Origin of the sequence: Chelatococcus sambhunathii, from assembly GCF_001418005.1 — a bacterium.
GTDB classification, from domain to species: Bacteria; Pseudomonadota; Alphaproteobacteria; order Rhizobiales; family Beijerinckiaceae; genus Chelatococcus_A; species Chelatococcus_A sambhunathii.
The window spans coordinates 40,424-55,692 of sequence record NZ_LIOL01000015.1 but is presented as its reverse complement, the minus strand read 5'-3'; the positions used below and the strand labels follow the sequence as shown (position 1 = coordinate 55,692).

Genomic DNA, 15,269 nt, shown 5'->3' with positions numbered 1-15,269 from the left:
GTCATGATCGTCGTCATCGACAATTACGATTCCTTCGTCTTCAACATCGCGCGCTACCTGTGCGAGCTCGGTCGCGAGGTGACGGTCGTGCGCAACGATGCGGTGGATGTCGAAGGGCTCGCTGCCATGCACCCTTCGGCCGTCGTGCTCTCGCCAGGGCCGTGCACGCCCCGAGAGGCCGGCATCTCGTGCGACGTCGTCCGCGCCTTTTCCGGGCGGGTGCCGCTCCTTGGCATCTGCCTCGGCCACCAGTGCATCGGCGAAGTGTTCGGGGGGCAGGTAGTGCGCGCCCGGGTACCGATGCACGGGCGTGCGGCGCCGGCCCTGCACGAGGGGGAGGGGCTCTTCGCCGGCCTGCCGCAGCCGCTCGCCGTCGGGCGGTACCATTCCCTGATCGTCACGCTCGACGATGAAGCCGGGCCGCTGCGCGTGACGGCCCGCTCGCCCGAGGGGGAGATCATGGCGCTCGCGCACCGCGCGCATCCGACCTACGGCATCCAGTTCCATCCCGAATCCGTGCTGACGCCGCAGGGCAAGGCGCTGCTCGCCAATTTTCTCGCCGCCGCCGAGCGGTTCGCCGCCAACGGGGAGGGAATATGTTCGTCCTGAACGGCGAGATCCATGAAGGCACCGCGGCCGCGCTCGACCTGCGCGACCGCGGCCTGACGCTCGGCGACGGCCTGTTCGAGACCATCCTCGTCGTCTCCGGCCGCCCCTTCATGCTCGACGCGCACCTCGACCGGCTCTGTTCCGCCGCGGCCGAGCTTCGCCTGCCGGTAGAGCGCGAAGCGTTTGTCCGCGCGGTTGCCATGCTGCTGGCCGAAACCGCTGCCGGCGATTGTGCGCTGCGCCTTGCCGTGACGCGCGGCCCCGGTGCCCGCGGGCTGCGCATTCCCGCCGATGCGGCGCCGAACCTCCTCGTCACCATGGCGCCGTGGCAGCCATCGATGGCCTTTACCGACATCACGCTCGCCACCGTCGCCATCCGCCGCAACGAGACTTCACCGCTTTCTCGGATGAAGACCTTGTCCTATCTCGATAATGTGATGGCGCTGGAGGAGGCCGTGGCTCGGAGCGCCGACGATGCCCTTCTCCTCAACACGGAGGGGCGCGTGGCCGGGACGAGCATGGCCAACCTCTTCATTGTCCGTGGAACCGCGCTCCTGACCCCGCCGGTCTGCGACGGCGTGCTGCCCGGCACGTTGCGCACATTGCTCCTCGCGCAGGCGGCAAAGGCCGGGCTTGCAGCGCGCGAAGCGCCGCTCGCGCCAGAGGACCTTCTTGAGGCCGATGCCGTTCTCGCCACCAACAGCCTGCGTCTGGTGATGGCGGTGGCGGCACTCGACGGGCGCACCCTGCCGCGAGCCGAGAAGGCGGTGGCAGCCCTGCGTGGACTGGTCCGCAACGCCATATCCGCCGCCTGTGGTCTCGATCCCTTCGCCGTCGGTTTCGCCGCGGGATGACACGGAGGCCCGCAAGGGATTATGCTGCGTCAGCAGGTCGCAGCTCGACGTGACCAGCGCAGGAGGGGGCAGCGCCATCTCGGGCCTCGCGACCGCCACGGTTTGCGGAGGCAGAGCCATGGTGTTCCACGTCATTTCCGGGCCCAACGACGACGTCCACGTTCCGGCTGTTCGCAAGATCACGGTCGGCGACCTCTGGCAGGCACTCGCGCGGGGGCTCGAGGACTTCCGGGAGATGCCGAGCCACCTGCCCTTTCTCATCATCATCTACCCCGTGATGGGGCTGCTGCTCGGACGGGCAACCTACGACAACAACCTGATGCCGCTGGTCTATCCGCTCATCACCGGCTTCGCGTTGATCGGTCCTTTCGCCGCCATCGGCCTCTATGAGATGAGCAAGCGGCGCGAACAGGGCCTCGATACGTCTTGGAAACATGCCTTCGACGTCCTGCGCTCGCCCTCGATCTGGGCCATCGGCGCGCTGGCTGTGGCCCTGATGGCGATCTTCTTTGCCTGGGTCACCACCGCCCATGCCATCTATCAGTCGATCTTCGGCATCGACGCTCCGAAGCCCATGGGCGAGTTCTTCGCCACGATCCTCGGCACGCCCGAGGGGCTGCGCCTCATCGTGATCGGCAATATCGTCGGGCTCGGCTTCGCCCTCGTCGTGCTGCTCCTCAGCGCCGTCTCTTTCCCCATGCTGGTCGACCGGGACGTGGGTGCGGCCGTGGCGGTGGCGACCTCGATCAAGGCGGCTCTTGTCAACCCGATCCCCATCCTCGTCTGGGGTCTGGTGGTCGCGATCAGCCTCCTCGCCGGCGCGCTGCCGCTCTTCGTCGGCCTCGCCGTCGTCCTGCCGGTGCTGGGCCACGCCACGTGGCACCTCTACCGCAAGCTGGTGGTCTGAGCGGACCACAGGGCGGCCATGCGCGCCCTGCGATCGAAAAGCGCCGGAGGCCGTTTGACCCTGTAGTCGCTACAGGAATTATGGTGCCTGCCTGACCAGAAACGGACGGGCAGGTTCATGCACACCGGCACCCATTCCACCGCGCATCTTCCGCAAGAAGCAGGCGGCTGCTGCGGCCATGACCCCGCTCATGGCGCGCACGACCATGGCGTCCCCTCTGGCGGGGCCTCGCCGGCGGCCTTCACCTGGCGTGTCGAGGGGATGGACTGTGCGAGCTGCCTCGCGACCATCGACAAGGCCCTGTCGCGGCTGCCGGGCGTCTCGGGCGTCTCCGTTTCGCTCGCTCGAGAGACCGTCTCGCTGGACCTGGGCAACGGAACGAGCGCTGGCGAGATCGAAGCGCTGCTCCGCCGCCTCGGTTATCGCGCTGCGCGCCTCGCGTCGCCGGCGTCGCCGGCGATGTTGGCCGAGCCCCGCCGGGCCGCGTCGCCGTCCTGGTGGACGACCGGCAAGGGCCGCATCGCCATTGCGGCGGGGCTTCTCCTCGTCGTCGCCTACGGCGTCAGCCTGGCCGATGCGCGCCTCGCCGATGCCGCGTTCATCGTGGCGAGCCTCGTCGCCGCCGCGCCCATCGCCCGGACCGCGCTGCGCAAGGCCGCGGCCGGCGCGCCCATGACCATCGACATGCTGATGACGGTCGCCGTCATCGGCGCACTCGTCATCGGCGCGGTGGAGGAGGCGGCCATCGTCGTCTTCCTCTTCGCCGTCGGCGAGCTGCTGGAGGGCGTGGCGGCCGAGAAGGCCCGCTCCGGCATCCGTGCCCTTGCCGCCCTTGTCCCGCAGACGGCCCTGCGCGAGACCGGTGACCGGCTCGAGAACGTCCCGGCCGAGGCCCTCGCCATCGGTGATATCGTCGTGGTACGTCCCGGTGACAGGGTGCCGGCCGACGGCGTCGTCGTCGACGGGCGCTCGAGCCTCGACGAGGCGCCGATCACGGGCGAATCCGTGCCCGTCGCCAAGGGACCGGGGGACAAGGTCTTCGCCGGTGCCATCAACGCCGAGGCGGCCCTGCGCGTGGTGGTGGAGGCGGGTGCTGCCGACAACCTCGTCGCGCGCATCGTGCGCCTCGTCGAGGAGGCGCAGGACGCCAAGGCGCCCACTGCTCGCTTCATCGACGATTTTGCCCGCTGGTACATGCCGCTCATCGTGGCGCTCGCCGCCGCGGTGGCTGTGGCGCCGCCGCTCGTCGCCGGCGGGGACTGGATGACGTGGATCTATCGCGGCCTGACGCTGCTCCTCATCGGCTGCCCCTGCGCGCTTGTAATCTCCGTACCCGCGGCGATGGCCTCGTCCTTGTCCTCGGCGGCGCGCAACGGCCTGCTCGTCAAGGGCGGCGCCGTCATCGAGCGGCTGGCGGGCATCGAGACCGTGGCCTTCGACAAGACGGGCACGCTGACCGTCGGTCGTCCGGTCGTGACCGACATCGTGCCCCTCGGCAGCCGCGACGCCGCCGGCCTCCTCGCCCTCGCCGCGGCGGTCGAGAGCCATTCCAGCCACCCGCTCGCCGCAGCCGTCGCGGCGCGCGCCGGAAGGGACGGCGTCCAGCCGCCAGCGGCCTTGGATGTGCGTGCACTGCCCGGCAAGGGCATGGAAGGGACGGTCGGCGGCACGCCCGTCTTCATCGGCGCGCCGCCCTTCGCCGCCGAAAGGGCGCCGCTCGACGACGCCTTGCGCGCGTCGATCACGCGGCTGGAAGGCGAGGGCAAGACGGTCGTCGTCATCGTTGTCGGCAGCGAGGCGGCTGGGCTGTTCGCCCTGCGCGATGAGCCGCGGGCCGATGCGGCCGATGCGGTCGCGGAGCTCGGTGCGCTCGGGGTCGGCAGCCTGATGCTGAGCGGCGACAATCCGCGCACGGCGGCAGCCATCGCCGGCGCGTTGGGTGTCGAGGCAAGGGGCGGCATGCTGCCGGCGGACAAGGCCGCGGCCATCGGCGAGCTCGCCGCCCGGCGGCGCATCGCCATGGTCGGCGACGGCATCAACGATGCGCCGGCGCTGGCGCGGGCCCATGTCGGCATTGCCATGGGCGGCGGCACCGATGTGGCGCTCGAAGCCGCCGATGCGGCCCTGCTGCACGACCGGGTGCGCGACGTGCCGGTGCTGCTGCGCCTTTCGCGCGCGACCATGATCAACGTGCGCCAGAACATCGCCGTCGCCCTCGGGCTCAAGGCGCTCTTCCTCGTCACCACGGTCGTCGGCGCGACGGGCCTGTGGATGGCCATCCTCGCCGATACCGGCGCGACCGTGCTCGTCACGCTCAACGCCCTGAGGCTACTTGCGTTCTTCCGGAGGGCGTGACGCCGAGAAGGTGCGCCGCCCTTTCCCTCCCCCCTTGCGGGGGAAGGGGGGCAGCCTGGCAGGCCGCGGTGCGCCTGCGTCAAGACTCTCACAAGGGGTACGGGGGCCCCGTCAGCAGGGTTGCGTCAGGGCGAGGCCGCAGCCGTCGAAGAAGCGCAGCATCTTCTCGCGCCAGGGCGCGGTGTCGATCCGGCGCTCGACGAGCCAGGCCGGGTCGTAGTAGGTGGAGCTGTAGCGCTCGCCCGCGTCGCACAGCAACGTGACGACGGAGCCGCGGCGGCCGGCGGTCATCATCTCGCTGACGATGGTGGCGACGGCCCACATGTTGGTGCCGGTGGAGCCGCCGACCCGTCGGCCGAGGAGTTCGCTCGTCACCTGCATGGCCGCGATGCTCGCCGCATCCGGCACGGCGATCATCCGGTCCACCACCTCGGGCACGAAGGACGGTTCGGCCCGGGGCCGGCCGATGCCCTCGATGATGCAGTCGCAGCGCTCGAGTTCCCTGAGGCTGCGGTCGGCATAATGGCGGTGGAAGATGGAGCCCTCGGGATCCGCCACGCACAGCCGCGTCGCGTGCTTCTGGTAGCGGATATAGCGCCCGAGCGTCGCCGAGGTGCCGCCGGTGCCGGCGCCGCAGACGAGCCAGGCCGGGATGGGCGCCGGCTCGAGGCGCATCTGCGTGAAGATGGATTCGGCGATGTTGTTGTTGCCGCGCCAGTCCGTCGCCCGCTCCGCATAGGTGAACTGGTCGAGATAGTGGCCTCCGGTTTCCTCTGCGAGGCGGCGGGCCGTCTCGTAGACGGCCTTCGGATCGTCGACGAAATGGCTCTCGCCGCCATGGAAGGCGATGGCCGCCACCTTCTCCGGCGAGGTCGAGCGCGGCATCACGGCGATGAAGCGCAGGCCGAGCAGCCGGGCGAAATAGGCTTCCGACACCGCGGTCGAGCCGCTCGAGGCCTCGACCAGCGTCGTCGCGGGGCCGATGCGGCCGTTGCACAGGCCGTAGAGGATGAGCGAGCGGGCGAGCCGGTGCTTGAGGCTGCCGGTGGGATGGCTCGATTCATCCTTCAGGTAGAGCGTGATGCCCGGCGCCCTGGGCAGGTCGAGCCGCACCAGATGCGTGTCGGCCGAGCGGTTGAAATCCGCCTCGATGCGGGCAATCGCCTCGTTGAGCCAGGCACGGCTGCAGATGTCCGCCGCAGCGGCGGACGCAAGTTCGTCGGCAGGATGAGTTCTCATACGGCAAGACTAGTTGCCGGTCCGCGCAAAGGGATTGCTTTGTGGCATCCGTCCGCCCGGTTTGGCGGAATGGCATTCCTACCGGAAGCGCCGCGGCGGGTCATCCTTGCGTCTTTGCAGCGCACCATGGCTTGGTCAAAAAGCCGCCGGCCGGATGCCAATCCGGCCGGCGGCGGCTGAAGGCTGCGCCCGTTGTGGCGCTTGTCAGACCCCCTCCGGGTCTTAGTGAAAGCAGGAAGCATCAACCGTGCCAACCACGGCGCGGCCGGAAAGAGCCGGATTTCCATGCGCCGGCCCGAGCTTCACAATGCCGGAGGCGCCCGAGAAGGCGCCAGCTCATTTCGCGGCTGCACAATGCGGCGGCAGACGAAGCGCGGAAGTCGAGTGGGCCGCGATCAGCTCAGCATCTGGGTATCGCCGCAGATTGAGATGGCCTGGCCGGAGATGGTGCGTCCGCGGGGGCTCGCGAGGAAGACGATCTGGTCGGCAATCTGCTGCGGGGTGACATAATCCTTGATGGAAGTGAAGGAAAAGGCGCGCTCCTCCATCTCCTTGAAGCTCAGGCCGCGCTGCTGGGCCTTGGCCTCGAGCACGCGCCGCTGCCGGTCGCCGGCGACGAGGCCGGGCAGGATGGCGTTGACGCGGATGCGGTCCGCCCCGAGTTCGATGGAAAGCGACTTGGTGAAGCCGACGACGCCCCATTTCGCAGCGGCGTAGGGCGAGCGCAGCGCGAAGCCGAGGCGTCCCGCCACCGAGGCAAGGTTGACGATGGAGGCGTTGCCGCTCTTCCTGAGGTATGGCACGGCGAGGCGCGCGCAGTTGAACTGGCCGGTGAGGCACACGGCGACGCAGCGGTCCCAGTCCTCCGGGTTGATCTCGTCGACCTTGCCCGTCGGCCCGGCGATGCCGGCGTTGTTGACGAGCACGTCGAGCCCGCCGAGAGCGGCGAGGGCCTCCTCGAACAGCCGTGCGACCGAGGCCCGGTCCGCCACGTCGCAGGTGGAGCGCGTCAGGGCGGGATCGCTCCCGGCGAGCGCGTCGAGCGCCGCCGTGTCGACGTCGCACACATGCACACGCGCTCCCTCGCGCACGAAGGCGCGGGCGATTTCGAGGCCGATGCCGTTCGCGCCCGCTGTCACGAGTACACGCAGGCCCTTGATGTCGAGATCCATTGCCCTCTCCGTTCCGTCCCTTTGGTTCGTCAGTCCGCGAGCTGCCCGCGGGAGATGATGAAGTCCGCCGCGTTGCGGATGTCCTCGGCGATGGCGGCGCGGGCCGCCGCGCCATCCTTCGCGATGATGGCGGCGAGCGCTGCGGCGTGCCGCTCCCGAGCCCCGCCGCTCGTCAGCCGGTCCGGATTGGCCCTGAGGTCGAGGTTGAGGATGGGCCCCACCTTGAGCCACAGCCCGCGAATGATCTCGACGAGGATCGGCGAGCGCGCCGCGCTGTAGATCGCGAAATGCAGGTTCTTGTTGAGCTCGACCGACAGCGGCGCGTCCGGCTTCTCAGCATGGCTTTCCAGCCGGAAGGCCTCCTCGCAGCGGGCGATGGCGGCGAGATCATCCGCGTCGCGCAGCAGCGCCGCCTGTTCAGTGGCATAACCCTCGATCTCGATGCGCACACGCGCCAGGTCGCGGAACTGCTCCGTCGTCATGATCGGCACGCGCACGGCTCGGTTGGGTGCGACTTCCAGCGCTCCGTCCGCCACGAGGCGGCTCACAGCCTCGCGCACCGGCATCATCGAAACGCCGAGCGCCTCGGCCGCACCGCGCAGCGAGAGCTTGTCGCCCGGCGCGAGGCGGCCGGACACGAGAAGCTCACTCAGCTGCGCATAGGTCCGGTCGCCCAGTGTCTGGCGAGCGAGCGGTGCGATCTCGTTGAGGGCGGGGGCGAGCGGCAAGGGCAACCTCAAAAAAGGACTCGACATCAGCCGAGATATAGGAAAATCTAACTGTGATCACAGATCACGGCAAGCGCAGAACGCGTCCGCTCAGAGATGCGACGCCTGCGGGGCTCCGGCCCAAGTGACTGAGGACGATCGACGTCTGCCGTCGGTCGAGGGGATGGAAAACCACGCCGCCAGAAGCGGCCAAAGCCCAAGGGGGAGGTCATGACAGTTAAGGATCATCTGTCCCGTCGCGGTCTGCTGAAGGGAGCGGCCGGCACTGCGCTCGTCGCCGGGCTCGGCATGCCGGCTATTGTGCGTGCCCAATCCGACGTCATCCGCTTCGGCCATCTCACCCCGCGCACGGGCTTCCTCGGGCCGCTCGGTGAATATGCCGTCATGGCGGCCGACCTGGCGGTGGAGGAGATCAACGCCGCAGGCGGCATCCTCGGCCGCAAGGTCGAAATCCTGAAGGAGGATTCGGTCAATCCCCAGACGGCTTCGACCAAGGCCGAGCGTATGGTGGAGCGCGACAAGGTGACGTGCATCGTGGGCGAGATCTCCTCGGCCTCCTGCCTTACCATCGCCCAGGTCGCCCAGCGCACGAAGACGCTCTTCGTCAACACCGGCGGCAATTCGGACGCGTTGCGCGGCAAGGACTGCAAGCGTTTCATGTTCCATGTGGAATCGCAGAATTCCATGTATGTGAAATCGGTCGGCCGCTCGTTCATGCAGGAGGGGCTCGTCAAGGGCAAGAAGTGGTATTCGCTCACCGCCGACTATGCCTTCGGCCACGACCTGCTCTCGGTCGCCAAGCGCTTTATGCAGGCGAACGGCGGCGAATTCGCGGGCGACGACCTCGTGCCGACGGACGCCACCGACTTCTCCGCCTATCTCATCAAGATCCGCTCGGCGAACCCCGACCTCGTGGTGCTGAATCTCGCCGGCGCGCAGATCACCAACTTCCTCAAGCAATATGCTGAGTTCGGCCTCACCTTCCCGATCGGGGGCTTCGGCTTCGACACGGCGCTTGCCTGGGCGGCCGGCAAGGGCAATTTCGTCGGCACTTGGCCGGTGGTCTGGCACCATCTCCTCGAGACGCCCGGCTCGAAGGCCTTCACCGAGGGCTTCGTCAAGAAATACGGCAAGCCGCCGGAGAACCAGGCCTGGGGCGACTACATCGCGCTCAAGATCATCGCCCAGTCGATGAACGAGCTGAAATCGACGGAATCGCTGCAGCTCGTCGAGCATTGGGAGAAGGGCGCCAAGTTCGACGTGCTGAAGACGCGCGAGGGCTATTTCCGCGATTTCGACCACCAGCTCATGCACGAGATGTACGCCGTGACGGCCCTGCCGGCGGACAAGATCGAGAATGAGTGGGACATCTTCACTTCGTCCGGCCCTGTCCCCGGCGCCGACGAGCCGCTCGATGCGATCGCCGCGACGCGTGAAGAGAACGCCTGCACCTTCCCGGCGTGAGGAGGGGCGCAACCGCCTCGCCGTGGGCTGGTTAAACGTGGTGACGCGATGATCCCTCCCTTTAGGGGAGGGTGGATCGGTCCGAAGGACCGAGACGGGAGGGGTCATGGCCGGGATATCGCTTGCGGTGTCCGCGGGTGGCCCCCTCCGTCGCTGCTTCGCAGCGCCACCTCCCCCTGAGGGGGAGGATCAGGGCCGCCGGGACGCCAATGCCGATAGAGAGTTCAGGGTATGACACGTCCCGCCGCCCAGCCGTTAACGACTGCCGGAGCCTGACCTCGTGACCTTCACGCTCTTCCTGCAGCAGGTGCTGAACGGCCTGCTCGACGGTGTATACTACCTTCTCATCGCGCTCGGCCTGTCGCTGATCTTCTCGCTCGGCGGCATCGTCAACCTGGCGCACGGCGCCTTCTATGCCATCGGCGCCTACCTCACGATCGTCCTGTCGCCTTACATCGGCTTCGGCGGTTCCTTCGTCGTCTCGCCGGTTGCGGTGGCGCTGCTCGGCGTCCTCATCGAGCGCGTCCTGTTCACGCGCTTCTACCGGACGGATCCCATCTATTCGCTGTTGCTCACCTTCGGCCTCGCCATGGTCGCGGAGCAGGCGCTGCGCATGATCTTCGGCGCTCCGCCTTTATCCTATTCCATCCCGCCGGCCCTGCGCGGGCAGGTGTTCATCGGCGACTTCATCTATTCCTATTACCGCTCGATGCTGCTCGTCGTCGCGGTGGCCTGTATCGCCGGGCTCTGGTTCCTCCTGCAGAAGACCGCCTTCGGCCGCGTGGTACGGGCAGGCGTCCAGAACCCGGACATGGTCGGCGCGCTCGGTATCTCGCTGCAGCCCTACATGTCGGCCGTCGCCGCGTTCGGCATCGGCCTTGCGGGCCTTGCCGGCGTGCTGCTCGCGCCGATCTATTCCGTCCATCCCGCCATGGGCGCGGAGATCATCACGCCGGCCTTCGTCGTCGTCGTCATCGGCGGGCTCGGCTCCTTCTGGGGTGTCGTCGTCGCGGCGGTGCTCGTCGGCCTCGTCAAGGGGCTGATGGTGGCGGTCGGCTATTCGGCCGGCTCCACGGCCGCCATCTACCTCCTCATGTTCCTCGTCCTCCTGTTCAGGCCGCGCGGCCTGTTCGGCGAGCGCATCACCCGCTTCGAGTGAGGCGCAGCACAATGCAGAAATATTCCTCGCTCGCCGTCGCGGCCGTCGGTCTCGTCGTCCTGCCGTCCGTGCTGCTCGCGCTCGGCCTCACCATGACCTCGGCGGCGGAGGTCGTCATCTTTGCCATCGCCTGCATGGCGCTCAACATCCTCGCCGGCCACACCGGGCTCATCTCCTTCGGCCATGGCGCCTGGTTCGGCATGGCGGCCTATGTCGCCGGCATCGCCCAGCGCGAGCTCTTTCCGGGCTCGTTCGTGGCGCCTGTTCTCCTCGGCCTCGGCTCCGTCCTCATCGGCTCGACGGTGTTCGGCTATCTCATCCTGCGCCGGCGCGGCGTCTATTTCTCGCTGATGACCCTGGCGCTCGCCGCCATGCTCCATGTCGTCGCCTTCCGCTGGACGGAGGTGACCGGCGGCGAGAACGGTCTCGGCGGCATCACGCGGCCGCAATGGTTCGGCATCGATTTCGAGAGCTCCACCGCCTGGTACTGGTTCGTCGCCGCCGTCGGCTTCCTCGTCGTCGTGCTGCTGTGGCGTTTCCACAACTCGCCCGTCGGCACCGTCCTCGTCGCCATCCGCGAGAACGAGCAGCGCGCACGCTTCCTCGGCTATGCGACGAACCGCTACAAGCTCGTCGCCTTCGTCGCCTCGGCCGTCATCACCGGCCTTGCCGGCATGCTGCTGCTCTACAAGAACCGGATGACCTCGGCCGAGCCGATTTCGGTCGCCTTCTCGGGCGAACTGCTCGCCATGGTCGTCATCGGCGGCATGCGCAGTTTCCTCGGGCCGGCGCTCGGGGCGTTGTTCTTCATCCTCTTCCGCGAGTTCCTGTCGATCTATACCGAGAACTGGCTGTTCTGGTTCGGCCTTCTCTTCGTCGCCTTCATCGTCTTCTCCCCCACCGGCCTCGTCGGCATCGGCAAGCGCCTTCTTGCGCCCTTCCGCAAGAAGACGGAGGAGGCTGCCGCCATGGCGGCACGCAAGGTGGAGAACCTGCCGCTGCCGGATTTCCTCAAACCGGCCGAGCATTTCAACAGCGCGCTCCTCGAGGCACGCGGCGTCGTCAAGCATTTCGGCGGCATCAAGGCCGTTCAGGGCTTCGACATCGCCGTCGAGGACCGCACCCTGCACGCCCTCATTGGCCCCAACGGCGCCGGCAAGACGACGGCCTTCAACCTCCTGTCCGGCATGTACGTGCCGGACGAGGGCACGATCACGCTCGCCGGCCGCTCCATCGCCGGCATGGCGCCGGAGGCCATCTGCCGGGCCGGCATCGGCCGCTCGTTCCAGATCACCAATCTCTTCCCGGCGCTCAGCGTCGAGGAGAACATCCGCCTCGCGGTTCAGGCGCGCCATCCCGAACGCTTCAACGTCTTCCGGGAGGCGCGCGCCATCGCCGAGATCAACGGCGAGACGACCGAGGTCGTGCGCTATCTCGGCGTCGCCGGCATCGAGCGTGCCGAGGCCGGCTCGCTCTCCTACGGTGGCCAGCGCCTGCTCGACATGGGGCTGGCGCTCGCGACGCGCCCGCGCATGCTGCTCCTCGACGAGCCGCTCGCCGGCCTCGCCGCGGCCGAGCGCGAGCGCATCGGCAACATCATCAAGCGTCTATCGGCGGACGTGCCAGTGCTGCTCGTCGAGCACGACATCGACCGCGTCTTCAAGCTCGCCGACCATGTGACGGTGATGAACGACGGGCGCGTGCTGCTCGACGGCACGGTGGAGGACGCGCGTTCGAGCCCGAAGGTGCAGGAGGTCTACATCGGCTCCGGCGCCGCCCATGTGGCGGCGAGGCCGCGCGAGACGGCGGCGCGCCCTGAGCCGATCCTGACGCTCGACGACGTCCACACCTATTATGGCAAGAGCCATATCCTGAACGGCGTCGGTTTCACGGTGCACCAGAACGAGATCGTGGCGCTGCTCGGCCGCAACGGCGCCGGCAAGTCGACGCTGCTGAAGTCCCTCGTCGGCATCGCTCCGGCGGCGCGCGGCTCCATCAGACTTGCGGGTGAGGAACTCGTCGGCCGCCCTTCGGCGGAGGTGGCGCGCCTCGGCATGGGCTACGTGCCACAGGGGCGGGGGCTCTTCGCCGGCATGACGGTGGCTGAGAACCTCGAGCTCGGCCGCCTCAAGCGCCGCACCGGCAACGGCATCCACTGGGATCTCGAGCGCATCTACGACTATTTCCCGCGCATCCGCGAGCGGCTCGACACGCCGGCGGACTACCTCTCCGGCGGCGAGCAGCAGATGGTGGCGGTGGCGCGGGCGCTGTCGGGCGACGTGCGCGTGCTTCTGCTCGACGAGCCCTTCGAGGGCCTCGCTCCGGCGGTTGTCGAGCAGCTCTTCGAGAGCTTCGATCGCCTGCGCAGGGAAGTCGCGATCATCATCGTCGACCATCACCTCGATCTCGCGCTTGCCCTGTCCGACCAGACGGTGGCGCTGGAGCGCGGTGAGGTCATCCACGCCGGCCCGTCCAAGGCGCTGCGCGAGGACCTCGACCTGCGCCGCAAGGTGCTGTGGCTGTAACGATTGAGGAGACTGGGAAGACATGCCGACCGCCGCCATCGTCGGAGCAGGTCTCATCGGCCGGGCCTGGGCCATCGTTTTCGCCCGGGCCGGCTGGGACGTGCGCCTGTGGGATCCGCACCGGCCGACCCTCGCCGAGGCGCCGGCGCTCATCGCCTGTGAATGTGAGGAGCTTGCCCGCCACGGGCTCGTCGATGACGCAGCAGCCGTCGCCGCCCGGGCACGCGTCGCCGCTTCTCTTGCCGAGGCGGTGAGCGAAGCGGACATCGTGCAGGAGAACGGGCCGGAGAAGGTGGAAGCCAAGCGCGCCATCTATGCCGATCTCGACCGCTTGGCACGGCCGGATGCCATGCTCGCCTCCTCGACCTCGGCCATCGTCGCCTCGCTCTTTACCGAGGATCTGCCAGGTCGGGCGCGCTGTCTCGTCGCCCATCCCGTCAATCCGCCGCATCTCGTGCCGGTGGTGGAATTGTGCGGCGCGCCCTGGACGGCGCCCGAGACGATGGCACGTGCCAGCGCCATCTACGAGGCCGTCGGCCAGGTGCCGATCACCGTCCGCAAGGAGATCGACGGCTTCATCCTCAACCGCCTGCAGGGGGCGTTGCTGGCGGAGGCGTTTCGCCTCGTCGAGGAGGGCTATGTCTCGCCGCAGGACCTCGACCATACGGTCAAGGACGGGCTCGGCCTGCGCTGGTCCTTCATCGGCCCGTTCGAGACCATCGAATTGAATGCTCCCGGTGGCATGGCCGATTACTGCGCGCGTTACACCGGTTTCTACAAGCGTCTTGCAGCCGACCCCGCCCGCCCGGAGGTCTACAACCCGGAAAACGTCGAGAAGATCCTCGCCGCCTGGCAAGGCTCGGGTGATCCGTCCTGCATTGCCGCGCGCAGCGAATGGCGCAACCGGCGCCTCGCCGCGCTTGCCGCCCACAAGAAGAGCCAGCCCGGCGATCCCTGATCCCTTCCTCCCGACCAGTCGGAGTGTCCACTATGGCCCGCAAAGTCATCATCACCTGCGCCGTCACCGGCGCCATCCACACGCCCTCCATGTCGCCCGCCCTGCCGGTGACGCCGGAGGAGATCGCGGACGCCGCCATCAGCGCCGCCGAGGCGGGGGCTGCTATCGTTCACCTGCACGCCCGCAACCCTGAAACAGGCCAGCCCGACCAGTCGGCCGAGGCCTTCGAGCCCTTTCTCAAGATCATCAAGCAGCGCTCCGACTGCGTCGTGAACCTCACGACCGGCGGCGCGCCCTACATGACCGTCGAGGAGCGCGTGAAGCCGGCCGCGACGTGGAAGCCCGAGGTCGCCTCGCTCAACATGGGCTCCATGAACTTCGGCCTCTTCGGCATGCTGAACCGCTTCAAGGACTTCAGGCACGAGTGGGAGGAGAAGCACCTCGGCAACAAGGACATCGTCTTCCGCAACACATTCCAGGACATCGAATATGTCCTGCGCACGCTGTCGGACGCCGGCACGCGCTTCGAGTTCGAGTGCTACGACACGGCCCATCTCTATAATCTGGCGCATTTCCTCGACGCCGGCCTCGTCAAGCCGCCGCTCTTCGTGCAGACCGTCTTTGGTCTTCTCGGTGGCATCGGCGCCCTTCCGGAGGACGTGCAGCACATGAAGCGTACGGCCGACAGGCTGTTCGGCGACAAATACCAGTGGTCAGTGCTCGGCGCTGGTCGCAACCAGCTGCCGATCGCCGCCATGGCCGCTGCCATGGGTGGCAACGTGCGCGTGGGGCTCGAGGATTCCCTCTGGGCCGGGCCCGGCAGGCTCGCTCGATCGAACGCCGAACAGGTGCGCCTTGCCCGCCAGATCGTCGAGGGCCTCGGCCTTGAGATCGCGACACCGGACGAGGCGCGTCAGATCCTCGATCTCAAGGGCGGCGATCAGGTCGGCTTCTGAAGTGTTGCAGCAAAGCCTTATGGCTGTGGCGAAGTTGTGCGGCCTGCCTCTTCTTGCTTGCGCCCGGCAGGTCGCTCATGTCGAATGGCGCCACCTGAGACTCAAGGAGGTTCCATGCCGCGCTTCGTTGTGGCGCTCGCTGCTGCGGGCTTTGCCCTCACGCTCGCCGCTTGCAATACGTCACGCTCGGGCGTGGATGGAGACATCCCGTCCGGCACGCCGAAATATGTCGAGGATCAGCTGATGCAAACGCCGCTGCCGCGTGATGATCGCTTCGGCGGCGACGTGCTGGGTGGCGGCCGCGGCTACTGATGCGCGTGGCCGAAAGGCCGGTATACCATCT

At 68.0% G+C, this 15,269-nt stretch carries 13 protein-coding genes; 10 read left to right on the top strand and 3 right to left on the bottom strand.

The genetic code is table 11. The features are described from left to right. Positions 1-3: 3 nt before the first annotated feature. From ASC46_RS19255 to ASC46_RS19240, 4 genes are all read left to right on the top strand, one after another. Positions 4-609: an anthranilate synthase component II gene (locus ASC46_RS19255; protein ID WP_055460909.1), complete on the top strand. Its 606-nt coding sequence runs from the start codon at positions 4-6 to the stop codon at positions 607-609. After that, positions 597-1,463, top strand: a complete 867-nt coding sequence (locus tag ASC46_RS19250) for an aminotransferase class IV (RefSeq protein WP_072249611.1) — start codon at positions 597-599, stop codon at positions 1,461-1,463. Before ASC46_RS19255 ends, ASC46_RS19250 begins: the two co-directional genes overlap by 13 nt. 118 nt (positions 1,464-1,581) lie before the next feature. After that, entirely contained in the window at positions 1,582-2,370 is a 789-nt protein-coding gene (locus ASC46_RS19245; protein ID WP_055460908.1) for a DUF2189 domain-containing protein, read from the top strand. A 117-nt stretch (positions 2,371-2,487) separates the two neighbouring features. Then, positions 2,488-4,725 carry a heavy metal translocating P-type ATPase gene (locus ASC46_RS19240; RefSeq protein WP_082464912.1) on the top strand — a complete coding sequence of 746 codons (2,238 nt, stop codon included), beginning with the start codon at positions 2,488-2,490 and terminating at the stop codon, positions 4,723-4,725. A 111-nt stretch (positions 4,726-4,836) separates the two neighbouring features. On the opposite strand, the gene ASC46_RS19235 is transcribed toward ASC46_RS19240, so the two are convergent. From ASC46_RS19235 to ASC46_RS19225, 3 genes are all read right to left on the bottom strand, one after another. Beyond that, a complete protein-coding gene (locus tag ASC46_RS19235; RefSeq protein ID WP_055460906.1) occupies positions 4,837-5,964 on the bottom strand; it encodes a PLP-dependent cysteine synthase family protein in 1,128 nt (375 codons plus the stop codon). Between the two features lie 395 nt (positions 5,965-6,359). Further along, positions 6,360-7,136 carry an SDR family oxidoreductase gene (locus ASC46_RS19230; RefSeq protein WP_055460905.1) on the bottom strand — a complete coding sequence of 259 codons (777 nt, stop codon included), beginning with the start codon at positions 7,134-7,136 and terminating at the stop codon, positions 6,360-6,362. Positions 7,137-7,165: 29 nt separating this feature from the next. Next, positions 7,166-7,864, bottom strand: coding sequence for a GntR family transcriptional regulator (locus ASC46_RS19225; RefSeq protein ID WP_210166024.1), 699 nt, complete (start codon positions 7,862-7,864; stop codon positions 7,166-7,168). A 210-nt stretch (positions 7,865-8,074) separates the two neighbouring features. On the opposite strand from ASC46_RS19225, the gene ASC46_RS19220 reads away from it, so the two are divergent. The 6 genes from ASC46_RS19220 (at position 8,075) to ASC46_RS19195 (ending at position 15,238) form a co-directional block, all read left to right on the top strand. Then, positions 8,075-9,328, top strand: a complete 1,254-nt coding sequence (locus tag ASC46_RS19220; protein WP_055460903.1) for an ABC transporter substrate-binding protein — start codon at positions 8,075-8,077, stop codon at positions 9,326-9,328. Positions 9,329-9,608: 280 nt separating this feature from the next. Continuing rightward, positions 9,609-10,487 carry a branched-chain amino acid ABC transporter permease gene (locus tag ASC46_RS19215; RefSeq protein ID WP_055460902.1) on the top strand — a complete coding sequence of 293 codons (879 nt, stop codon included), beginning with the start codon at positions 9,609-9,611 and terminating at the stop codon, positions 10,485-10,487. A gap of 11 nt (positions 10,488-10,498) precedes the next feature. Beyond that, a complete protein-coding gene (locus ASC46_RS19210; RefSeq protein ID WP_055460901.1) occupies positions 10,499-13,012 on the top strand; it encodes a branched-chain amino acid ABC transporter ATP-binding protein/permease in 2,514 nt (837 codons plus the stop codon). A 22-nt stretch (positions 13,013-13,034) separates the two neighbouring features. Beyond that, complete coding sequence (locus ASC46_RS19205) at positions 13,035-13,970, top strand: 3-hydroxyacyl-CoA dehydrogenase (RefSeq protein WP_055460900.1); 936 nt, start codon at positions 13,035-13,037, stop codon at positions 13,968-13,970. Between the two features lie 32 nt (positions 13,971-14,002). Next, entirely contained in the window at positions 14,003-14,926 is a 924-nt protein-coding gene (gene kce / locus ASC46_RS19200; protein ID WP_055460899.1) for a 3,5-dioxohexanoate:acetyl-CoA acetone transferase, read from the top strand. 114 nt (positions 14,927-15,040) lie between these two features. Continuing rightward, a complete protein-coding gene (locus ASC46_RS19195; RefSeq protein ID WP_055460898.1) occupies positions 15,041-15,238 on the top strand; it encodes a hypothetical protein in 198 nt (65 codons plus the stop codon). Positions 15,239-15,269 lie beyond the last annotated feature (31 nt).

Coding starts and splice junctions, on each gene's coding strand:
- ASC46_RS19255 (WP_055460909.1), top strand. CDS start 4: ATGATCGTCGTCATCGACAATTACGATTCCTTCGTCTTCAACATCGCG.
- ASC46_RS19250 (WP_072249611.1), top strand. CDS start 597: ATGTTCGTCCTGAACGGCGAGATCCATGAAGGCACCGCGGCCGCGCTC.
- ASC46_RS19245 (WP_055460908.1), top strand. CDS start 1,582: ATGGTGTTCCACGTCATTTCCGGGCCCAACGACGACGTCCACGTTCCG.
- ASC46_RS19240 (WP_082464912.1), top strand. CDS start 2,488: ATGCACACCGGCACCCATTCCACCGCGCATCTTCCGCAAGAAGCAGGC.
- ASC46_RS19235 (WP_055460906.1), bottom strand. CDS start 5,964: ATGAGAACTCATCCTGCCGACGAACTTGCGTCCGCCGCTGCGGCGGAC.
- ASC46_RS19230 (WP_055460905.1), bottom strand. CDS start 7,136: ATGGATCTCGACATCAAGGGCCTGCGTGTACTCGTGACAGCGGGCGCG.
- ASC46_RS19220 (WP_055460903.1), top strand. CDS start 8,075: ATGACAGTTAAGGATCATCTGTCCCGTCGCGGTCTGCTGAAGGGAGCG.
- ASC46_RS19210 (WP_055460901.1), top strand. CDS start 10,499: ATGCAGAAATATTCCTCGCTCGCCGTCGCGGCCGTCGGTCTCGTCGTC.
- ASC46_RS19205 (WP_055460900.1), top strand. CDS start 13,035: ATGCCGACCGCCGCCATCGTCGGAGCAGGTCTCATCGGCCGGGCCTGG.
- kce (WP_055460899.1), top strand. CDS start 14,003: ATGGCCCGCAAAGTCATCATCACCTGCGCCGTCACCGGCGCCATCCAC.
- ASC46_RS19195 (WP_055460898.1), top strand. CDS start 15,041: ATGCCGCGCTTCGTTGTGGCGCTCGCTGCTGCGGGCTTTGCCCTCACG.